Origin of the sequence: Kitasatospora sp. NPDC058218 (assembly GCF_042882445.1) — a bacterium.
Taxonomy (GTDB): Bacteria; Actinomycetota; Actinomycetes; order Streptomycetales; family Streptomycetaceae; genus Kitasatospora.
In genome coordinates, this window is the sequence record NZ_JBHVWC010000054.1 from 17,020 (window position 1) to 37,648 (window position 20,629).

Sequence of the window (20,629 nt, forward strand, 5' to 3'; positions counted from 1 at the left end):
GCCCTTCACCGCAACGGATTCCGAAGCATTTCGGCCATTGACGCAATCATTACGGCCAAGGTTCCATGGCGGCCCGGGAGCGAAGGACCAGAACCCCACAGCAGCAAGCCAGCGGAGGCGATACCGCTCCCTCTCCAGGACCGCACAGAGCCGATCGGAAGCCACATGACCGACACGCTTCGCCCGCCACTCGCCGTAGCCCCCACTGCGGCGGACCAGGGCGCTGCCTCCCCCCAGACGCTCAAGCGCTCGATCGGCGTCGTGGGCGGGACCCTGCTCACGCTGTCCTGCGTCACCCCGGCCTCCACGCTCTTCGTGATCGTCCCGGAGCTGTTCTCCAGCATCGGCAGCGCCACCGCGCTGGCCATCGCCATCGGCTCGGTGCTCTGCATCGCGGTCGCCTTCTGCTACTCCGAGCTCGGCACCCTGATCCCCAGCGCCGGCGGCGAGTACGCGATGGTCGGCACCCTGGCCGGGCGCCTCGCCGGCTGGCTGGTCTTCGTGCTCTCGCTGATCGTGGTGCTGATCGTCCCCTCGGTGATCGCCCTCGGCACGGCCGACTACCTCGCCCCGGTGCTGCACGTCGACAAGCCGATCGCCGGCGCCGCGGTGATGCTGGCCGCCACCCTGGCCGGTCTGCTGGACCTGCGCGCCAACGCCTGGATCACCGGCGTCTTCCTGGTCCTGGAGGTCATCGCCGCCGGGGTCGTCTCGGTGCTCGGCTTCGCCCACGCCAACGGCGACGCGCCCAGCCTGCTGCACGGCGTGGTCGCCGGCGAAGGCGGCGCCACCACCACGGTGAGCATCGGCGCCATCGTCGGCGCGCTCGGCATCGCGCTCTTCATCACCCAGGGCTTCTCCACCGCGGTCTACCTCTCCGAGGAGCTGGAGAACCCGCGCCGCAACGTCTCGCGCACCGTGCTGTGGACCCTCGGCATCTCCGCCGCGGTCATCCTGATCCCGGTCACCGCGATCACCATGGGCGCCCCCGACCTGGCGACCCTGACCTCCGGCGACATCTCCGGCCTGGTCACCGCGTGGAGCAACTCCGCCGTCGGCACCTTCATCAGCCTCTGCGTGGCGCTGGCGATCATCAACGCCGGCATCGTCATGGTCATCCAGAACTCCCGGGTGCTGTTCGCCTCGGCCCGCGACAAGGCCTGGCCCGAGCCGGTCAACAAGGCCTTCTCCACGCTGGGCCGGTTCGGCTCGCCGTGGGTGGCCACCCTGGCCGTCGGCCTGCCGGGCGCCGCGCTCTGCTTCGTCAAGGGCGAGCTGCTGAGCGAGATCACCGGCGTCGCCGTCACCGGGATGTACCTGCTGGTCGCGATCGCCGCGCTGCTGTCGCGCCGCAACCACCACAAGCACGCCGCCGCCTGGCGGATGCCGCTCTGGCCGGCCGTCCCGGTGGTCCTGATCGCCGTGCTGGTCTACATCATCACGCAGCTGGACACCGTGCCGCTGCTGTGGACCGGCGGCATCACCGCCGTCGCCACCCTCTACTGGCTGTTCTACCTTCGCCCCCGGCAGGACACCCGCTGGGTGATCACCCTCCCCGAGGACCAGCAGGCCTGACGACGGCCCGCCGGGACCCCCACCCCTCCCCCACACGGCAGTGCCCCGGGCCCACCTGGCCCGGGGCACTGCCGTGTCGCGTCGCGGACTACTTCTTGAGCTTCCACTCCGGGCTGGTGGCGATCGCCTTCAGCTGGTCCGTGGTCAGCGCCGGGGCGGTCCGGGTGGCCGGGGTGCGCTGGCTTCCGCTGTTGAACGCGCTGATCACCACCCGCAGGCCGTCCGGGCGCAGGGTGTCGACCGTCCACATCACCGGGTTCCCGGGCGTCTTCCGGGACACGACCTTGGTGCCGTCGGGGAGCTGCTGGGCACCGGCGAAGATCGAGCCGCGGTCGGCGTCCCTGCTCCAGTCCTGCACGTTGATCTGCACCAGCGACTTGCCCTTGCCGTCGTTCACGACGAAGTCGGCGAAGCCCACCTGGCCACCGGTCTCCGTCTCGGTCAGCCCGGCCGGGAGCAGCTTGGCGGTGATCGTCAGGATCTCCTCCTGCGTGTACTCCTTGCTGGTGTCCCGGGGTTTGACCGGCGCGGGCACCGGGATCGCCGCGACGATCCGGTCCCAGGACTTGTCCGTGACGACGGCCTTGAGCTGCTCGGCGCTCAGCGGCGGGGTCGCCCGGGTGACCGGGGAGTCCTTCTCCGCGGCCGCGTTCCACTCGGACAGCTCGATCAGACGGCCGTCCTTGCCCACCAGCCTGGCGTTCCACCACTTGGTGTCGACCCGGCGGTCGGGGTACTCGTAGCCCTGGAACACGGTCAGCGAGCCGCCGTCCGGCAGGGTGGTGGCGGTGCAGGCGTCGTAGGGGACGTACTTCTTGTCGGGGCAGGTGTTCTCCGCCCGCGCGGGATCCCCCTCCGGGATCCGGCTGACCGAGATGCCCACGGCGGCCTGGCCCTTGCCGTCGTCGAAGACCAGGTTCGCGGTGACCAACGGCGCCGCACCGGGCTTGCCCGTGGGCTCGGTGCCGTGTCCCGCGCCACCGGTGCCGCGGCCCGCGGGCAGCAACGCCTGGAGGGTGGCGAGCACCTCGTCGCCGGTGATCACCGCCGCCGAGGCCGAGGCCGAGGCCACCGGAGAGGTGGAGCCGGACGCGGTGCCGGACGCGGCGGCGGACGCGGCGACGCCACCGCTGCCGGCCGCGGCGAGCGCGGTGGCGGCCGGGGAGGAGCCGGAGAGGTACACCGCGCCGGTGCCCACCAGGGCCAGCGCGGCCGCGCCCCCGACCACCGCGGCGGCCGAGCGGCGGCGCCAGCGGCGGCGGCCGCGGTCCAGGCCGCCCGCCACCAGCGGGGCCTGCTCGGTGTGGAAGCCCTCACCGGTCCGGGTGATGGCGTAGAGAAGATCGTCTTCGAACCTGTCCTGCTCGGACATGGGTGATCACCGCTTCTTTCGATCACGGGTCGGATGATGGCGGAGTTCGTCCGCTCGACGGAGGCGGGGCCCGGTGGGCGGCGGGCTCAGCGGGCGGCCAGTTCGGCGAGCGAGTCGCCGAGCAGCGCCCGCAGCCTGCCCAGGGCGCGGGTGGTGCGGGTGCGGACCGCGCCGGAGGAGGCCCGCAGCACGTCGGCGGTCTCCTCGACGCTGCGGTCCTCCCAGTAGCGCAGCACCAACACCGCCCGGTCCTTCGCCGGCAGCCGGGCGAGCGCGTCGAGCAGGGCCAGCCGCAGCGTGCTGTCCGCCTCGCGGACCTCCGGTTCGGGCAGTTCGCCGGTGGGGCGTTCGCCGCTGGAACGGCGGCGCTGCTGGGCGAGGAAGGTGCGCACCATCACGGTGTGGGCGTACGCGCCGGGGTTGTCGATCCGGTGCCGGCCGCCGGTCCACGCGGTGCGCCGCCACAGCACGTACATCCGGCTGAGGGCCTCCTGGACGAGGTCCTCGGCGTGATGGGTGTCGCCGCCGGTCAACAGGCAGGCGGAGCGGTACAGCTGACCGGTCCGGCTGGACACGAGGTCCAGGAACTCCCCGTCCTTGGCCTCGCGTGTGGCGCCGATCCGCCCCATCCCCCGTGCCCCCCTGCTTGCTGCCGTCGACACCTCTTGGATGCGGTGGGGGGAGCAGGATGTTACAGCCGGGCCGAAAAGAGTTCCGGATCAGTCCGTGGGGCGCCGGCGGTTGTCGCGGAGCACCACGCCGCCGCCGATGAGCAGCGCGACGAGCAGGGCGCCGACGCCCAGGACGTACGTCGCGGTGCGGCCGTCGCGGTCGGCCTGGGTCTCGCCGAGGCCGAGCGGCTGCGGCACGATCGGGGCGGCGGCCAGCTGGACCGGCTTGTCCGGCTCGGCCTTGATCGGCGGGTCCTCGGGTGCCTTGGTGACGGCCTTCACCGGGTCCACCACGCCCCAGCCGATGTAGTCGTTCGCCTCCAGGTCGGTGCGCTGCGCGGTCTGCTCGATCCAGGCGCGCACCTGCGCCGGCTTCCACTTGGGGTGGGCGCCGACCAGCAGCGCCGCCAGGCCGGCGACGTAGGGCGCGGCGAAGCTGGTGCCGTTGTCCACGCACTGGCCGCCCCGGGGGACGGTGGAGAGCATGTCGACCCCGGGCGCGACGACGTCCACGAAGCTGCCGTACTGGGAGAAGAGGGCGCGCTCGTTGTTGCGGTCGGAGGCGCCGACGGCGAGCACGGACGGGAACGCGGCGGGGAAGGTGTCACCCTCCTTGCCGTCGTTGCCGGTGGAGGCGACCACCACGACGCCCTTGGCCTCGGCGGCCTCGACGGCGGCCTTCAGCTCCGGGTAGCCGCCGAAGTCGGCGTTGCCGGCGCCGCGCACGTCCTGCGAGATGTTGATGACCTTGGCACCGCCCTGGATCGCGGTGTAGATCGCCTCGACGAGGGTGTAGACGTCACCGTTGCCCTCGGCGTCGTTCTGACGGATCGACAGGATGCTCGCGTCCGGGGCGATTCCGACGAAGCCGGTCTGGTCGCTGCGGCCGGCCGCGATGATGCCCGCCACCTTGGTGCCGTGGCCGACCAGGTCGTCCTTGCCGCCGCCCTCGACCTTCTTCTTCTCCTTGTCCTTCAACAGGGAGCCGCCGTCGAGCACCCGGTTGGCCAGTTGGGGGTTCTGGTCGTTCACGCCGGTGTCGATGACCGCGACGGTCACCCCGGCACCGGTGACCTTGCCGCCCTGCCAGAGCTCGTCGAGCACCATGCGCTGCAACGACCACGGCACGGCCTGCACGTTCTGGGCGTCCTTGGCGCAGTCACCGGCGGCGGCGATGCCGGGGCCGTCCGCGTGGGCCGGGGCGGCCAGCGGACCACCGAGCACCGCGAGCGCGGCCACCGTCGCGGCCGCCTTCCGGTACCTGACTACGGACACCCTGCCACCCCTCTTGTCGTCCACCCGTGTTGCGCGCCAGGGGCGGGTGCCCGTGAACCGGGCACCCGCCCCTTCGGCGGAGTCGATCATCCCCTGACGGGGAGCAGGCTCCGTCAGCTCCAGAGCTTGGCGTTGTTGTTCTCGGTGCTGTTGTAGCTCTCGGCCGCCTTGTCCAGCGAGCCGGCGATCTTGGACAGCACCTGCTGCAGGTGGGCGGCGCGGGAGTCCCACTTCGCCTGGTGGGCCTGGTAGCCCTGCTGGGCAGCGCCCTCCCAGCTGGAGGCGATCTTGGTGACGCCGGCCTTCAGCTCCTCGAGCTGGGAGTGAATGCGGTTGGCGGTGTTGCGAACCTCGGTACCGGCGTTACGCACGGTTTCGAAGTTGACGAGAATGTGGTCGGACACGATGTCTCCTTGTCGAGGAACCGACGCGCTCCCTCACCAGGGGCCGCCGATGGATGACCTGGCAGAGAGGGGATCAGGCCTGGCCGGCGCCGAACGCCGCCCGCTGGTCCGCGTCGGTCGCCGAGTACTGCTTGGTCGTGATCTCGATCGCGTCCTTGATCGCCTTCAGCGACTTGTTGAGCTCGACCGCGTCCTCGTTGAACTGACCCTGCAGGGTCCTGTAGGCCTGCGCGGCCTGACCCTGCCAACCGCCCGCAATCGAACCCACCAGGCTGTCGAGCTTGCGAATCTCGCCCTCGACCTGCCCGATGACCTCTTCCATGTGCTTGGCGAAAGCCAGCATCTCCTGAGCGGTCGTCTTGAACTGACCCATGCTCTACCGTCCCCCATGAGACAGACATTGTGTCCGGACCGCCGTTCCCGGCCGGCCCGCCGCATCACCGGTGTGATGTCCAGCAGAACTGTAGTCGGCACACGCAACTCACCCAACACCGGGGAACCGGTAGTTACCAGACCATGACACTGGGGCCAATTCCGTTGCCGTACCGGGGCGGTCAGGCGTTCTGCTGCTGCGCCGCGGTCTTCGCGTTCAGCGCCGGGCCGAACGGCACCAGGTTCGACCACTGCTGCGGCACCGGCACCGGCTGGAGCCCCTGGTAGCCGAGCCGGGCCTGGTTTCCGCCGGCCTCCTCCTGCTGCGGCTGCTGCGGCTGCCCGGCGGCCGGGTCGCCGGGCTGGGCGGTCGGGGTCGGGGTCGGCGTGGGGCTCGAACCCGGCTTGCCCGGCTGGGCGGTCGGCGTGGCCTGCGAGCCCTTGCCGCCGGTGCTGGTGGCGGGCACCGCGTAGCGCAGCCCGGTCTCGGTGATCAGGTAGTCGCTGCCGGAGCCGCCCGCGCCCGCGTCCAGCGCGCGGTAGAACAGGCCGTAACCGGGCGTCACATAGGCCGAGCCGACCCCGCTGCTGTGCTTCGCGGGGTAGGCCGGACCGGCCCAGACGCTGCGCAGCGGCGTCTTGCCGTCCTCGGCGATCCCGTCGAAGGTGCTGCAGACCACCGACTTCGCGTCCTTCTGCGCCTGCCAGTTGTTGGCCGGCGCGCCCGTCCTGGTCGGCCAGTCGTCACCGACGTCCTTCAGCGGGGTGCTGGTGTTGAACGCGGCGTAGTCCGCCGGCATCAACTCGTCGATCCGCGGCGTCTTGTCGGCGTCCTGGTTGTACAGGGCCTGCCACGCGGGGTTCTGCCGGATCAGCTCGGCCTGGAGCTGCGTGACGACGGACAACTGGTCCTTGCCCACGACGAAGTAGCGGTCGCCGTACCGGACCAGCCGGCCGATCTTGCGGTCCTCCGCCTTCTGCAGCGCCACCGAGGAGTTGGGCCCCTTGACGTCCGCGACCAGTCCGTCGATCTTGGGGAACTGGATCACGCTCCCGGTCACCAGGGTCTCCAGCCAGTCCTTCTTCACCGGCTGCGGCTTCGCGCTCGCCCCGAAGATCGCCGCCATCAGCTGCTTCTTGTCGCTCTCCGAGGTCTGCGTCCCCCCGATGGCGTGCTTGCGGCCCTTCGCGTCGACCAGGAAGAGGTTCAGCTTGCTCTGGTCGATCGGCGGCTGCCCCGGGCCCGGCTGCGCGGCGACCTTCTGCTCGTCGATCTCCTTCACCAGCAACGCCTGGTCGACGTCCAGCACCCGGTCCTTGGCCGCCAGGGTCTTGGCGTCGGCGCCACCGGCCACGAACAGCGCCTGGTTCGCCGTCTCCTGCTTGTCGTCCGGGCCGGGGCTCTCGCAGACCGACCACTTCATCGACTTGGAGGCGTTCTCCTTGGTCGGCAACTTGTCCGGCGCGTACGGGATGCCGATGGTCGGGCCGTGGTTCGGGTACTTGTCGAGCACCTCGTCGGCGACCACCACCACCTTGGCGTCCACCGGCAGCACCAGCCGCGCCGAGGACATGTTGAGCACCTGGTGCAGGCGCTTGGTCTTGCCGTCCGGATCGGTCAGCACCACGTACCGGGTGGTGCTCTTCTTGCCCTGGACGACGTTCTTGCCGCTGTCCCAACCCACCGGCGCGCTCGGCTTGAACACCCCCCAGAGTCCGAACCCGCCGACCACCAGAGCGCCCACCACGACGCTCGGCAGGATCGCCTTCACCGGCCGCGGTGCGTCCTCGTCACTACCGGCCCCGTTGGGCAGCAGAAAGGCCCCGACCGTCCGCTTGCGCGCGAAGGTGTAGGCGTTCAGCTCGTCCCGGCGTGATGCCATGCTCGTCGTCTCCCCTGTCTGACCGACATACCCCGTGGTCCGCACCCGCCGGGCGAGAGCGGCTTCGAACCCTCTACGATGCGGCAGCAGACGGTGAGTACGGTACGGGTACGGTTCGCGAACCGGCCAACCGGGCCGCGACAACTGATTCAGAGAGGGCCACTCGGGGGATGCCAAGCCAGACCGCTCCAGGGCGCCGAAGCACCGACGAGGGCAGGGGCTCGCGCCGATCCGGCCGACGGGCACGGCCCGACCGGAGCCAGTCCGCCGAACCCGCGGCCGCCGGCGGCCCCGCGGCCCCCGTCCCGGTCCGCGTCCACCCCCGGCCCGGGCTGCTCGGCGGCCGGCTGAGGCTCCAGCAGCTCGTGCTGGTCGAGGTCGCGGTGGCGCTGGTGGCGGTCGGCTGGACCATCAGCAAGCCGGTGGCCGGCGCCTTCGGCGCGGTCGCCCTGGCGCTGGTCGTCCTCGCGGTGATCCCGCTGCGCGGCCGCACCATCCCCGAGGCCCTGCGGGTGCGCGCCGCGCTGAAGGCCCGTCGCAAACAGGCCCGGACGAACGTCCCGCCGGTCGGCACCGACCCCGCCATCGCCCCCGCGCTGGAGCTGGAACCGGCCCTGCGCACCTGCACCCACGCCACCGAGACCGACTTCGGCGGCCGCCCGATGCGCCGGGAGACCGGCATGGTCGGCGACGGCACCTTCCTCAGCTCGGTGCTGCTCGTCCAGGCCAAGGACCAGCCGCTGCGGCCGGTGCGCACCGCGCTGCCGCTGCCGCTGGACGTGATCTGCTCGGCGCTGCGGGTGGACGACATCTCCCTGGAGTCGGTCCAGATCGTCCAGCACACCCAGCCGGCGCCGGCCCCGCACCTGCCCGAGCAGTCGCTCGCCGCCCGCGCCTACCAGGAGCTGCCCGACGGCACCGCCACCCCCGGCCTGCGGCTGACCTGGGTGGCGCTCAAGCTCGACCCGGAGCGGGCGGCCACCGCCGTCCGCGCCCGCGGCGGCGGCGAGGAGGGCGCCCGCAAGGCCCTGCAGCGGGTCACCGACCAGCTCGCCGGACGGCTGGGCAGCGCCGGCTTCAACGCCACCGTGCTGGACGAGCGCGAACTCATCGCCGCGCTGGCCATCTCCACCTGCGCCAACCCGCTCGCCGTGGCCGGCCGCCAGGGCACCGGCAGCGGCGGCGGCAGCGGCCGCCGCACCCAGGAGAGCAACCGGTTCTGGCGGATCGACGACCGCTGGCACAGCACCTACTGGATCTCCCGGTGGCCCCAGCTCAGCCGCCCCGGCGGCTCCCCCGGCCGGATCGCCGCCCCGGACCTCGTCAACCTGGTCACCGGCTCGCCCGCGCTGGCCAGCACCTTCAGCCTGACCGCCGGCCACGGCACCGGCGGCTCGGTGACGATCAGCGGCCACGTCCGGGTGACCGGGCGCAGCGAGAGCGAGGTCACCCAGGTCGGGCGGCTGGTGGAGGCCCGGGCGCAGAGCGCCGGCCTCGGCCTCGCCCGGCTCGACCTGGAGCAGGCCCCCGGCATGCTCGCCACCCTGCCCCTGGGAGGTGCTTCCTGATGGCGTACCAGACCTATCCGACCCCCGGCCCGCAGCCCGGTACCGAGCAGCCCCGGGTCCGGCCGCGCATCCTGCCCGGTTTCGGACTGCGCGGCCCGCGCCGCGAGAAGCACGTGCTGACCACCGAGGACCTCGGCGCGCTCTCCTTCCCCGTCGGCGACGACGGCGTGCTGATCGGCGAGGACGTGCAGAAGCAGCCCGCCGTGCTCGGCCTGTTCCGGCCCAGCGCCTACGACCTGGTCCTGGTCGGCGGCGTCTGGACGGCGCAGGTCATCGCGCTGCGGGCGGCGGCCACCGGCGCCCGGATCGCCGTCGAGACCGCGCGCGGACAGCTGTGGGGCCCGATGGCGCAGGCCGCGGGCGGCGGCCAGCCGTGTGTGACCGTCCACCAGGTCGGCCGGCTCGGCCCGCAGGGCGCCTCGGTGACCTCGCCGGTGCTCGTGGTGCGCGACCTCGGCGCCCGCCCGCCGCGCAGCCGGCTCTCCGCCGCACCCTGGCAGACCACCCTGACCCTGCTGCCGTACCTGGGGCCGAACGCGACCCGGGTGCTGAACGCCGCCGACCTGGTCGGAGTGCAGCGGGTCTCGCCGCAGGAGGCCGAGCTGATCGGCCGGGTGCTCTCGCTCGGCCCGCAGGACATCGCCGCGCTGCCCACCCTCGGGGACGACATGACGCTCTGGACGACCCGGATGCGCCGCCAGTACGTACGGACCGTCGCCGGGCAGGCCGAGCAGCAGGTCCTGGGCGGGGCACGCCGGATGGACTGACCCGGTGCGCCCCGATCGCGCCCTGGGCGAGATGAGACTCCGCCTTCAAAGGGGGGTGGTGCACGGCCTAGTCTTTGATGCGGCAACGGCACCGCGAAGAGCGGCGGCGAACACGAGGGAGCCCTAGGTGAGCAGCGATCGGGACGGCGTCTACGTCGGCGACAACGCGGCGGAGGACGACGACGACTGGTCCGACGCACCCGACTACACTCCCCCCTCCTGGTACGTGCAGACGGAGTCCCCGGGGGCTCCGGCGGCTCCTCCGGGCCCGGCGCCCGGCCCGGCGGCCGGGCCACCGGGTGGGGCGGGCGCTCCGGCGGCGGGCGGTGGACAGGTCGCGCCGGTACCGGCGCCTGCCCCCGTGCCCGTACCCGCGCCTGCTCCGGTGCCCGCCCCGGCGGTGGACGGCCCGGCGGTGCCGCCGGTCGCCGCTCCGGCTCCGGTGCCGGCTCCCGAGCCGGTACCGGCCCCGGCCCCGGCCGTGGTGACCGCCCCCGCCCCGGAGGCGGCGCCGGCTCCCGCGCCCGCCACCCACGTCGAGGCGCAGCACGTCCCGTTCGCCGCGCCCACGGCCGACGTGCCCGCACCCGCCCCGGCCCCCGGTCCGGCCCCCGAGCAGCCGCAGGCCGCGGTGGCCCAGCCGTGGCCGCCGGCGGACGTCGCCGCGCACCAGCAGCCCGGCCCGGCCCAGCCGGTGCCGCCGCAGCAGCCGGCACACCCCCAGCCCTATCCGGACCCGCACCCGTACGCCCAGCCGCAGCCGTACCCGGACCCGCAGCAGCAGCAGGCGCAGCCGCAGCCCTACGCCGAGCCCCCGCAGCAGCAGGCCCCGCAGCAGGTCCAGCCGCAGCCCTATGCGGACCCGCAGTCGTACGCCCAGCCGCAGCCGTACCCGGACCCGCAGCAGCAGGCCCCGCACGCCCAGCCCCAGCCGTACCCGCAGCCGGTGCAGCCCGTGCCGCCGACGGACCAGCAGGATCAGCAGGCCGCCGCGTGGGCCGCCGCCCAGCAGGCCCCCGGCCCGCAGGCACCCGCGCCCGGCCCGCAGGCCCCGCCGGTCGACCCGCGCCAGGGCGGCTGGCCGCAGCCGACCACCTACCAGCAGCCGTCCCAGCAGCCGCAGCCCCAGCAGCCGGCCCCGTCGTGGCAGCAGCAGTCCAGCGTCCCGCAGGCACCCGCGGCGTTCCAGCAGGCCGGCCCCCCGCAGCAGGTCTCGCACGGCGCTCCGCTCGGCTACACGGCCGCCGTCGAGCTCTCCTCGGACCGCCTGCTGCGCAGCCAGCCGAAGCAGCAGCGCCAGCAGCCGCGCTTCCAGTTCGGCGGCAAGGCCGCCGCGGCCGAGCGCGGCCGCAAGCTGGAGATCATCCGGACCCCGGTGATGAGCTGCTACCGGATCGCGGTGATCAGCCTCAAGGGCGGGGTCGGCAAGACCACGACCACCACCGCGCTCGGCGCGACCCTGGCCAGCGAGCGCCAGGACAAGGTGATCGCGATCGACGCCAACCCGGACGCCGGCACCCTCGGCCGCCGGGTCAAGCGCCAGACCGGCGCGACCATCCGCGACCTGGTGACGGCCATCCCGCACCTGCGCAGCTACATGGACATCCGTCAGTTCACCTCGCAGGACCTGCACTCGGGCCTGGAGATCCTGGCGAACGACGTCGACCCGGCCGTCTCGACCACCTTCAACGACTCGGACTACCGTCAGGTCATCGACGTCCTGGGCCGCCAGTACCCGATCATCCTGACCGACTCCGGCACCGGCCTGCTGTACAGCGCGATGCGCGGGGTGCTGGACCTCGCCGACCAGCTGATCATCGTCTCCACCCCGAGCGTGGACGGTGCCTCCTCCGCCTCGACCACGCTGGACTGGCTCTCCGCGCACGGCTACGCCGACCTGGTGCAGCGCAGCATCACGGTGGTCTCCGGGGTCCGCGAGACCAGCAAGATGATCAAGGTCGAGGACATCGTCGCGCACTTCCAGACCCGCTGCCGCGGCGTGGTGGTGGTGCCGTTCGACGAGAGCCTGGCGGCCGGCGCCGAGGTCAACCTCGACATGATGCGGCCCAAGGTCCGCGAGGCGTACTTCGAACTCGCCACCCTGGTCGGCGAGGACATCGTCCGCGCCCAGCAGGCCGCCGCGCAGCAGTCCGGCTGGCAGCAGCAGGCCCAGCAGCCCCCGCAGACCGCCGCTCCCTACCCGGGCCAGCCGCAGCCTTACGCGGACCCGCAGCAGTCCTACCCGCAGCAGGCGCAGCAGCCGTACCCGCAGCAGGGCCAGGGCGGCTACCCGGCCGGCGGGCCCGCGCCCGGCGCGCCGTGGGCCCCGCAGCAGGGGCAGGCGCCGCCGCCCCCGCCCGGCTACGGCTACCCGCAGGCCCAGCCGGGTGCCCAGCAGCCTCCGCAGGACTGGCAGTCCCAGCCGCCGGCCGGCGGGTACGGCTACCCCCAGCCGCAGCCGGGCACGCAGCCGCCCGCGCCGCCCGCCGGGTACGGCTACCCGCAGCAGCCCCAGCCGTAGCGACCCGAAAGGGCCCGCCGGCCGTTCCCGGATCCCAGAGGTCCGGAGACGGCCGGCGGGCCCTTTCGGTGTCCGCCCGGTCCGGTCAGAGCACGTCGGTCAGCTCGCGGGCCTGCTTGACGTCGTCGGCCATCCGGTCCAGCAACGCGTCGATCGAGTCGAACTTCTCCATCCCGCGCAGGTAGGCGAGGAAGTCGACGGCGACGTGCAGCCCGTAGAGGTCCAGGCCGACCCGGTCGATGGCGTACGCCTCGACGGTGCGGGCGGTGCCGTCGAAGGTCGGGTTGGTGCCGACCGAGATCGCGGCCGGCATCAGCTCGCCGTCCGCCGTCAGCCAGCCCGCGTAGACGCCGTCGGCCGGGATCGCGCTGTGCGGCACGGTCTCCACGTTGGCCGTCGGGTAGCCCAGCTCGCGGCCGCGCTGGGCGCCGCGCACCACCACGCCCTCGACCCGGTGCGGGCGGCCCAGCACCTCGCCCGCGCCGGCCACGTCACCGGCCGCGACCAGCCGGCGGGTGAGGGTGGACGAGAACGGCTCGCCGTCCCCGGCCGCCCCGCGCACCTGGAGGTCGACCACCTCGACGCCGAAGTCGGCCGCCCGGCCCAGCTCGGCCAGCAGGGCGACGTCGCCCGCCGCACGGTGCCCGAAACGGAAGTTCGGCCCCTCGATGACCAGCCGCGCGCGCAGCGCGTCGACCAGCACCTGCCGGACGAAGGTCTCCGGGGACTCCTGGGAGAACTCCGCGGTGAACGGCAGCACCAGGACGGCGTCCACACCGAGCGCCTCGATCAGCTCCGCGCGGCGCGGCTGCGGGGCGAGCAGCGGCGGGTGGCTGCCCGGGCGAACGACCTCGCTCGGGTGCGGGTCGAAGGTGACCACGACCGAACGGACGCCGAGCTCGCGGGCACGCTCCACCGCCCGGTTGATGATCAGCTGGTGTCCGCGGTGCACACCGTCGAACGAACCGATGGTGACGACGCTGCGTCCCCAGTCACCGGGGATATCCTCCAGGCCACGCCAGCGCTGCACCCTGACCGCTCCTTGTTCCGTACGGCGCGTACCTTCTGTACGCTCAAACGCTCAAAACCCGAACCCCTATAGCGTGCCATGCGCCTGCCCCTGCTTCGGCACCGGAAGGCGGGTTGGGCGCACCACCGGGTGTCCGGGACCGGACACCGGGGTGCGCACGGCCTCCCGCCCGGCCGCCCGGTCCGCCTCCCGCCCGGCCTCGGCGGCCGCCTCCTGCGGGTCGCGCCCGGCCGCCGCCAGCTCCCGCAGCCGGGCCAGCCGCGGGCCGGCGGGACGCGCCGGCGCCCCGCCCTCGGGCCACCGGACCAGCAGCAGCGCGAACGCCGCCGAGCGGCCGGCGCAGCGCACCAGCAGCTCGTCCGCGCCCGGCAGTCCGGCCGCCGCGCGGGCCAGCACCGTCCGGGCCCGGGCCGGGCGTTCGACCGCGCAGTGCTCGGCCAGCCGCTCCACGGCGGCGGCGAGCACCTCCCGGTCGCCCTCGGTGGCCAGCAGGGTGTCCAGGAGCTCGCACCGCAGGGCGTCGGCCGCGGTGTCGGCGACCGGGGCGGCCAGCACCTGTGCGAACGGCCGGCGCACGGCCGCCTCCGGGGCCGCCAGGGCGCTGCCGAGCAGCACCCGCAGCTCCAGCCGGGCGGCCGGCCCGCCGGCGGCGCCGCGTTCCAGCCGGCGGCCCAGGTAGTCGACGGCGATCGGGCCCGCCAGCGCCGGGTGCTCCCGCAGCAGCCGGGCCGCCAGCTCGGCGCCGCGCCGGGTGGCCCGGGGCGCCCGGGCGTCGGCCAGCACCCGCAGCGTCTCGGCGACCGCCGCGCCGGGTCCGTCCAGCCGCTGCGCGAACGCGGCCAGGACGGGCTCCGGGTCGCTCTCCAGGGCCGGGGCCAGCGCCCGTGCCGTCAGGAAACGGTCCTCGCCGTGCCCGTACGCGGCGAGCGCCGCCGGCAGGTGGACGGCCCGGGCCTGCGGGTCGCGGACCAGCAGGGCCAGCGCGGCGCCGTGCAGGCACGGCTCCTCCTCGCGGGCGAGCAGGGCCAGCGCGGCGAACCGCAGCAGCTCCGGTCCGGCACCGCGCGCGTACGGCGCGGCACGCAACGCGTGCACGGCGGCGGCGACGTGCCGCTCGGGCCGCCGGTCGTGGCTCCAGCGGTCCACCGCCCGGCAGAGCGCGGAGGGCTCCTCGCCGGCGAGGACGGTGAGCAGCGCGTCCGCCCGGGGGTGCGCCGCGTCGGCCAGCGCCTCCGTCAGATCGTCCAGGCCGAGTGCGCGGTGGTGGTACAGCAGGTCGTGGGCGAGGTCGGCGACGGTGGTGCCGGGGCGGCCGGGCAGGCCGCGCGGGTCGTCGAACCAGGCGCAGAGCAGCGGGATCACCCCGGCCGGGTCGGCGCACAGCCGCTCGGCCGTGGCGGCGAGGAACGGCTGCTCCGGCCCGTCGGCGGTGACCAGGCGGCGCAGCAGCACCAGTTCGTCCTCCGCGGGCAGCCCCAGGCCGGTCCAGAACTGCGGGCCGAACCGGCCCAGGCCCTCCGTCGGGAGCCGTTCGAACCCGCCGGCCGCGGGGGCCACCTCGGCGATCCGGCCCGCCAACTGGGCGAGCAGCGCCCGGTGTTCGGCGAGGTCGGGGCTGGCGGCCAGCCCGTCCGCGAGCAACCGGCCCGCCCACCAGCCGGGTTCGCTGCCGGGCGGGCGCAGGTCCAGCGCCCGCCAGAGCCGGTGCAGCCACGGGTCCAGGGCGGTGGCGCCCCAGGTCTCGGCCAGCCGCCGCAGCGCGGCCGCCACCGGGGCGACGCGGTGCCGGGGCACGGTACGGGCCTCCCCCGGCGGCGGGGTGTCCTCGGCCTCGCCGAGCAGCAGCCGCAGCGCCGCGTCCAGGTCCAGGTGCAGGCCCTGGAGCCAGTCGGAGAACTCGCCGTGCGCAAGCCGGTAGCCGGGCCCCGCGGGGACGAACAGGCCTTCCGCCAGCACCGCCGTCGCCCAGTTGCCCACCGGGAAGAGCTCCTCGAAGGCGGCCCGGCCGAGCCCGCCCTGTTCCGCGCCGAGCATCCGCCGGGCGGCCTCGTGCACCCGGCCGGCCACCGCCGCGGCCAGCCTGCGCACCCGGCCGTGCGAACGGCCGGGGGGCCGCCCGGCACCCCGGCGGTGGGCGCCCGGCCGCCGGGGCCGCCCGTCGGCGGCGATCCGCTGGGCCACCCGCAGGCAGCGCAGGTCCAGGTGGGCCGCGAAGAGCTCGCTCCGGCCCACCGGATCCCCGCGCAGGCCCTCCGCCCACAGCTCCCCGGCCAGCCGGACGGCCAGCGGGTGCCGGGTGTCCGCCGGCGCCGGCCAGCCGGGCGGCAGGCCGTAGCGGCGGCGCACCCGGTCGGCGGCCTCGGCCGGCAGTGGTCCGAGCCTCAGGACGGCGAAGGCCTCGGCCGAGTCCGCGCACCGGCGGTCGCCGGACGGCGCTCCGGCCGTCGACCCACCGTCCGGGCGGGCCGGTCCGGCCGTGGAAGGGCCCGGCCTGCGCTCGGCCGGGCCGGCCTCGGTCACGGCCGCTGCCGGTAACTCGCCGCAGGCCCGCGGCGCTCCGGCCCACGGCTCCCCGTCCGGCAGCTCGCCGGCCGCCGCGACCGAACCGTGGAGCGGACAGCCCGGGACGGCCGTGCCCCCGGCCTCGCGCGCGCCCGCGCCATCGCGCCCGGCCGGCGCCAGCAGCTCCCGGGCCTCGTCCCCGCAGGCGATGAGCAGCCGCGCCCCGACCGCCGTCAGCCACTCCGCGACCGCCCGCAGCCAGGCCTCGTCGAGTGGGACGGGCGCCTCCTCGGGCCCGTCCAGCACGACCAGCAGCGGCCGCCGCGCCGCCGCGCAGAGGGCGGCCACGGCCTCCGGCCCGGGCGGCGGCCGGGTGCCGAGGTCGGCCGCGGCCGCCGCCAGCGCGCGCTCCACCGCCGCCGGGAGCGAGGCGTCCTCGGCCCGCAGGTCGGCGCCGCGCAGCCAGAGCGTGGGCAGCGGCCGGTCACCACTGCCGCGCCGGACGGCGAGGGCCGCGAGTTCGGTGGTCCGGCCGGAGCCGGGCGCGCCGACCAGCGCGGTGACCGTCGCCGACGGCTCGTCCCCGGCCGGGCCGTCCGGGCGGTCGACCCGGTCGGCGGCCAGCGCGGCCACCCGGCCGGGGCCGGCCCCGGCCGCCGCCACCTGGGCGTTGGCCAGCCGCAGCACGCCCGCCAGGTTGAGCGCCGAACCGTACGCGGGGACGCCGGCCGCGTTGCGCGCCAGCGCCTCGGCCAGCTCGGGCGCGCCCTCGCCCGACCCGCTGCCGTTCGCCGGGGCGGCGGTCAGCGCGCTCCCCTGCTCCGGGGCCCGCAGCGCCGGTGCGGCGACACCGACCACGGCGCCGCTGCGGGCGTCCAGCACGGGCGCCCCGGCGGGCACCAGCACCGCACCGCCGACCACCGGGACGTCGAGCAGCAGCACCCCGCCCAGCAGGTGGAAGCGGTCCGGGCGGGCGTGGACCGCGCCGGTGGCGCCGAGCACGCCGCAGCGCAGGGTCACCGCCCGTCCCTCCTCCCCGGTCAGCGCGGCCAGCAGCACCTCGCGCCCGGCGATCGCCCCGCCCGGCGCGGCGATCGGCAGCGGGGGCACGGGCAGGCCGCCGACGGCGTCGGTGCGCAGCAGGGCCAGGCCGTGCCCGGGCAGGGGCAGGACGCTGTCCGGGCCGAGCACCCTGGTCTGGCCGCCCGGGGTGTGCAGGACGATCCGGTCGAGACCCGCCACGCTCTCGTGCGCGGTGAGGACGGTGCCCTGCGGGTCGGCGACGAACCCCAGTCCGCGCAGTCGTCCGTCCAGGTCGCGGATCCGTAGCAGGTAGCGCTCCGGATTGCCCGCCACCCCGTCGCCGTCCAGTGCTCCCGGCATGCGTGCAGCCTCCCCGCAGGGCCGGACGGCCCGGAGGCGGACGCGTCGCGGCGACCTGCTCGCCGCCGGGGAGCCTGCCCGCCGCCGGACCGGCCCGACCGCACCCGCGCCGCTCACCACCGGAGTTCACCTCGCGCGCTCCCCCGTGCGGGTGAATCTCGCACGGCCGCTGCCCGACCGGGGGCGGTCGCCGCCGAGCTCGGGGCAGCGCACCACTGCCCCACGGGGCGAACGTCGAGAGCCCCCTGCCACCCCATCGGGGCGGCAGGGGGCTCTCGACACGAGGTCCCGGCAGGTCCCGGCCTGCCTCAGCCGGTCCCAGGTGCTCTCGGCCGGTCTCAGCCGACGAAGACGGCGACCGGCTTCGCCTGGCCACCCGTCTCCTCCACCAGGGCGAGGAACCGCCCGTCCGGCCCGTACACCGCGATCGGCCCGGCCACGCCCAGCCCGGGCGCCTTCAGCCGGGCGCCGTGCGAGAGCTGCTTGGCCTGCTCGGCGTCGAGGTCCCAGCGCGGGAAGGCGACCGCCGCGGCCTCGCCGATCGGCAGCACCTCCAGCGGCGCGCCGGCGCCGCCGGTCACCGCCTCCTCCAGCTGCTCCAGGGTCCGGGCCGACTCGACCCCGTACGGGCCCACCTTGGTGCGCCGCAGCGCGGTGAGGTGGCCGCCGACGCCGAGCCCGGCGCCGAGGTCACGGGCCAGCGCCCGGATGTAGGTGCCGGAGGAGCACTCCACCGTCACGTCCAGGTCGATCACCGGCGTGCCGTCCTCGGCGACGGCGGACCGCTGCTCGTGGACGGTGAAGGAGTGGATGGTGGTCGGCCGGGCCGCGAGCTCGAAGTCCTCGCCCTCGCGCACCCGCGCGTACGACCGCTTGCCGTCGATCTTGATCGCGCTGACCTTGGACGGCACCTGCATGATCTCGCCGGTGAGGGCCGCGATCCCGGCGTCGATGGCCTCCCGGCGCACACCGTCGGCCGGCACGGACGCGGTGACGTCGCCCTCGCGGTCGTCGGTGACGGTGGTCTGGCCGAGCCGGATGGTCGCCTCGTAGGTCTTTGCGGTCAGCATCAGGTGGCCGAGCAGCCGGGTGGCCCGCTCGATGCCGATGACCAGCACGCCGGTGGCCATCGGGTCCAGCGTGCCGGCGTGGCCGACCTTCCGCGTCCCGGCCAGCCACCGCAGTTTGGCGACCACCCCGTGCGAGGTGATGCCCTCCGGCTTGTCGACGATGACCAGGCCGTCCGGGCCGGTTCCCTTGCGCTTCATCTGTTCTTTTCTCTGGAGGCTTCTCTGGAAGTGGTCAGCTGACGGGCCGCAGCGCGCCGCGGAACCGCTCCACCACGTCGGCCACGGCCTCGCGGGTGGAGAACCCGGCCGCGAAGGTGTGCCCGCCGCCGCCGAGCTCGGTGCAGGCGGCCGCGACGTCCACCGCGCCCTTGGAGCGCGAGGAACCGCGCAGCGTGCCGTCCGGGTCCTGCTTGAGGACCAGCGCGACCTCGGCCTCGGCCGGGCGGCGCAGGACGTCGATCAGGCCCTCGATCTCCTCGACGGTGACGCTGAACAGCGCCAGGTCCTGGTAGGGCACCCAGGTCCACACCAGGCCCAGGCCGCCGGCCGCGTCCGGCTCGTAGACGGCCCGGTCGAGGGCGGCCGCGAGCACCTTGAGGTAGCCGAAGGAGGAGGTGTCCCACAGCTGCCGGGAGATCAGGTCGTGCCGGATGCCGGTGGCCAGCAGCCGCCCGGCGAGTTCGTGGGTCGCGGGCGTGGTGGCCCGGTACCTGAACGAGCCGGTGTCGGTGGCGACACCGGTGTACAGGCAGGTGGCCAGGTCCTGGTCCAGCTCGACGCCGAGCCGGCGCAGCAGCTCGTCCACCAGGACGGCGGTGGCCGGCGCGCTCGGGTCGATCAGCTGGTGGGTGCCGAAGCCGGGGTTGGAGGCGTGGTGGTCGATGACCACCAGCACCGGCGCGGCGAAGGCCTTCTCGTGCAGCAGGCCCAGCCGGCTCTCCGCGGCCACGTCGAAGCAGAGCACCAGCTCCGGGGTGACGGGCACCTCGGAGGCCGGCACGATCAGCTCCTGGCCGGGCAGGAAGGCCAGCGACTCGGGCACGATCTGCGGGTCGTCGCCGAAGGAGACCCGGACCTCGTGGCCGAGCCCGCGCAGGGCCAGCGCGGCCGCCAGGGCCGAGCCGAGCGCGTCGCCGTCCGGGCAGATGTGGCAGATCAGGTCGATGGACCGGGCGCGCCTGATCTCCGCGACCACCTGCTGCCAGACCAGCTCGAAGCCGGGCGCCTCGGCGCGCGGCCCCGGAAGCACCGCGAGGGCGCCCTCCACCGTACTGGTGGAGGACGCCCCCGCGACTGCTCCGGCCGTCGAACCGGCCGGCGCCGGCTCACCCGCCATGACTACTCGTCCTCGTCGTCACGCTCGGACGCCGGGACCTTGTACGGGTCCGCGTCGCCGGCGTACGTCGCGCCCGCCGCGGTGGTGCGCACCGCGGCGTCGATGGCCCGGGCCCGGTCGAGCAGATCGTCGATGTTCCGGGCGTTCTCCGGCAGGGCGTCCGCGACGAAGGTCAGCGTCGGGGTGAAGCGCACCCCGATCTTGCCGACCTCGGAGCGGATCACTCCCTTGGCGCTCTCCAGCGCCGCGGCCGAGGCCTCGCGCTCGGCTTCGTCACCGAAGACGGTGTAGAAGACGGTGGCCTCGCGGAGATCGCCGGTGACCCGGGTGTCCGTGATGGTCACATAGCCCAGCCGCGGGTCCTTGATCCGGCGTTGCAGGGTCTCGGCCACAACCACCTGGATGCGGTCTGCGAGCTTGCGCGCCCTAGCGGTGTCGGTCACGTTGCCTCCTCGTGCAATGGGCCGGGTAACTCGGGCGTACTGCCTGCCCGTCGGGGCCCACGCCCCAAAGTACCGGCCCGCGCCCAGCCTTGTGGGCGCTCTCGGTCCTGATCTGTGTGAGAACGGCGACTCGCGCCGGTCCGTTCCGCAGACCTCATTCGTCGTCGTCGTTGTGGTAGCGCCTCCTGGCGGAGAGCAGCTGAACCTCGGGGCGGCCGGCGACCAACCGCTCACAGCTGTCCAGGATCTCGGTGATGTACCCGGCTTCGCCGGACACCACCGCCAGGCCGATCTCGGCCCTGCGGTGCAGATCCTGGTTCCCGGTCTCGGCAGCGCACACGCTGTACTTGCGCTGCAGTTCGGCCACGATGGGCCGCACGATCGAACGCTTCTCCTTGAGCGAGTGGACGTCGCCCAGCAGCAGGTCGAAGGTGAGTGTTCCCACGAACATGTATGA

At 74.6% G+C, this 20,629-nt stretch carries 16 protein-coding genes; 4 read left to right on the forward strand and 12 right to left on the reverse strand.

Features of this window, described 5'->3' with window-relative positions; all coding sequences use genetic code 11:
* The first annotated feature begins 165 nt into the window (after positions 1–165).
* Entirely contained in the window at positions 166–1,575 is a 1,410-nt protein-coding gene (locus ACFVYI_RS29835) for an APC family permease (protein ID WP_387891367.1), read from the forward strand.
* 88 nt (positions 1,576–1,663) lie between these two features.
* Here ACFVYI_RS29835 and ACFVYI_RS29840 read toward each other — a convergent pair whose 3' ends face one another.
* From ACFVYI_RS29840 to ACFVYI_RS29865, 6 genes are all read right to left on the reverse strand, one after another.
* Positions 1,664–2,947: a hypothetical protein gene (locus ACFVYI_RS29840; protein ID WP_387891369.1), complete on the reverse strand. Its 1,284-nt coding sequence runs from the start codon at positions 2,945–2,947 to the stop codon at positions 1,664–1,666.
* 86 nt (positions 2,948–3,033) lie between these two features.
* A complete protein-coding gene (locus ACFVYI_RS29845) occupies positions 3,034–3,576 on the reverse strand; it encodes a SigE family RNA polymerase sigma factor (protein WP_387891371.1) in 543 nt (180 codons plus the stop codon).
* 90 nt (positions 3,577–3,666) lie between these two features.
* Positions 3,667–4,893, reverse strand: a complete 1,227-nt coding sequence (gene mycP / locus ACFVYI_RS29850; RefSeq protein WP_387891373.1) for a type VII secretion-associated serine protease mycosin — start codon at positions 4,891–4,893, stop codon at positions 3,667–3,669.
* A 113-nt stretch (positions 4,894–5,006) separates the two neighbouring features.
* Positions 5,007–5,297: a WXG100 family type VII secretion target gene (locus ACFVYI_RS29855; protein WP_387891374.1), complete on the reverse strand. Its 291-nt coding sequence runs from the start codon at positions 5,295–5,297 to the stop codon at positions 5,007–5,009.
* 73 nt (positions 5,298–5,370) lie between these two features.
* Positions 5,371–5,670, reverse strand: coding sequence for a WXG100 family type VII secretion target (locus tag ACFVYI_RS29860; RefSeq protein WP_387891376.1), 300 nt, complete (start codon positions 5,668–5,670; stop codon positions 5,371–5,373).
* 181 nt (positions 5,671–5,851) lie between these two features.
* The gene (locus ACFVYI_RS29865; RefSeq protein ID WP_387891378.1) at positions 5,852–7,552 is read right to left on the reverse strand and encodes a type VII secretion protein EccB; all 1,701 of its coding nucleotides are present in this window, start codon (positions 7,550–7,552) and stop codon (positions 5,852–5,854) included.
* A gap of 170 nt (positions 7,553–7,722) precedes the next feature.
* On the opposite strand from ACFVYI_RS29865, the gene eccE reads away from it, so the two are divergent.
* The 3 genes from eccE (at position 7,723) to ACFVYI_RS29880 (ending at position 12,408) form a co-directional block, all read left to right on the forward strand.
* A complete protein-coding gene (eccE, locus tag ACFVYI_RS29870; RefSeq protein WP_387891380.1) occupies positions 7,723–9,120 on the forward strand; it encodes a type VII secretion protein EccE in 1,398 nt (465 codons plus the stop codon).
* On the forward strand, positions 9,120–9,887 hold the full coding sequence (locus ACFVYI_RS29875) for a hypothetical protein (RefSeq protein ID WP_360639217.1): 768 nt from the start codon (positions 9,120–9,122) through the stop codon (positions 9,885–9,887). Before eccE ends, ACFVYI_RS29875 begins: the two co-directional genes overlap by 1 nt.
* 127 nt (positions 9,888–10,014) lie before the next feature.
* Entirely contained in the window at positions 10,015–12,408 is a 2,394-nt protein-coding gene (locus ACFVYI_RS29880) for a MinD/ParA family protein (protein WP_387891382.1), read from the forward strand.
* An 85-nt stretch (positions 12,409–12,493) separates the two neighbouring features.
* Here the strand turns inward: ACFVYI_RS29880 and ACFVYI_RS29885 are convergent, their stop codons facing one another.
* From ACFVYI_RS29885 to ACFVYI_RS29910, 6 genes are all read right to left on the reverse strand, one after another.
* Complete coding sequence (locus ACFVYI_RS29885; protein WP_387891384.1) at positions 12,494–13,438, reverse strand: bifunctional riboflavin kinase/FAD synthetase; 945 nt, start codon at positions 13,436–13,438, stop codon at positions 12,494–12,496.
* A gap of 66 nt (positions 13,439–13,504) precedes the next feature.
* On the reverse strand, positions 13,505–17,323 hold the full coding sequence (locus tag ACFVYI_RS29890; RefSeq protein ID WP_387891385.1) for a trypsin-like peptidase domain-containing protein: 3,819 nt from the start codon (positions 17,321–17,323) through the stop codon (positions 13,505–13,507).
* Positions 17,324–17,661: 338 nt separating this feature from the next.
* Positions 17,662–18,591 carry a tRNA pseudouridine(55) synthase TruB gene (gene truB, locus ACFVYI_RS29895; protein ID WP_387891386.1) on the reverse strand — a complete coding sequence of 310 codons (930 nt, stop codon included), beginning with the start codon at positions 18,589–18,591 and terminating at the stop codon, positions 17,662–17,664.
* 34 nt (positions 18,592–18,625) lie between these two features.
* Positions 18,626–19,729, reverse strand: a complete 1,104-nt coding sequence (locus ACFVYI_RS29900) for a bifunctional oligoribonuclease/PAP phosphatase NrnA (protein WP_387891387.1) — start codon at positions 19,727–19,729, stop codon at positions 18,626–18,628.
* Positions 19,730–19,731: 2 nt separating this feature from the next.
* Positions 19,732–20,172: a 30S ribosome-binding factor RbfA gene (rbfA, locus tag ACFVYI_RS29905; RefSeq protein WP_360639235.1), complete on the reverse strand. Its 441-nt coding sequence runs from the start codon at positions 20,170–20,172 to the stop codon at positions 19,732–19,734.
* 154 nt (positions 20,173–20,326) lie between these two features.
* Positions 20,327–20,623, reverse strand: coding sequence for a DUF503 domain-containing protein (locus tag ACFVYI_RS29910; protein WP_266274452.1), 297 nt, complete (start codon positions 20,621–20,623; stop codon positions 20,327–20,329).
* Positions 20,624–20,629: the final 6 nt, after the last annotated feature.

Bases quoted from the DNA above. Each gene is read 5' to 3' on its own strand.
- ACFVYI_RS29835 (WP_387891367.1), top strand. From the start codon at position 166: ATGACCGACACGCTTCGCCCGCCACTCGCCGTAGCCCCCACTGCGGCG.
- ACFVYI_RS29840 (WP_387891369.1), bottom strand. From the start codon at position 2,947: ATGTCCGAGCAGGACAGGTTCGAAGACGATCTTCTCTACGCCATCACC.
- ACFVYI_RS29845 (WP_387891371.1), bottom strand. From the start codon at position 3,576: ATGGGGCGGATCGGCGCCACACGCGAGGCCAAGGACGGGGAGTTCCTG.
- ACFVYI_RS29860 (WP_387891376.1), bottom strand. From the start codon at position 5,670: ATGGGTCAGTTCAAGACGACCGCTCAGGAGATGCTGGCTTTCGCCAAG.
- ACFVYI_RS29865 (WP_387891378.1), bottom strand. From the start codon at position 7,552: ATGGCATCACGCCGGGACGAGCTGAACGCCTACACCTTCGCGCGCAAG.
- eccE (WP_387891380.1), top strand. From the start codon at position 7,723: ATGCCAAGCCAGACCGCTCCAGGGCGCCGAAGCACCGACGAGGGCAGG.
- ACFVYI_RS29875 (WP_360639217.1), top strand. From the start codon at position 9,120: ATGGCGTACCAGACCTATCCGACCCCCGGCCCGCAGCCCGGTACCGAG.
- ACFVYI_RS29890 (WP_387891385.1), bottom strand. From the start codon at position 17,323: ATGCCGGGAGCACTGGACGGCGACGGGGTGGCGGGCAATCCGGAGCGC.
- truB (WP_387891386.1), bottom strand. From the start codon at position 18,591: ATGAAGCGCAAGGGAACCGGCCCGGACGGCCTGGTCATCGTCGACAAG.
- ACFVYI_RS29900 (WP_387891387.1), bottom strand. From the start codon at position 19,729: ATGGCGGGTGAGCCGGCGCCGGCCGGTTCGACGGCCGGAGCAGTCGCG.
- ACFVYI_RS29910 (WP_266274452.1), bottom strand. From the start codon at position 20,623: ATGTTCGTGGGAACACTCACCTTCGACCTGCTGCTGGGCGACGTCCAC.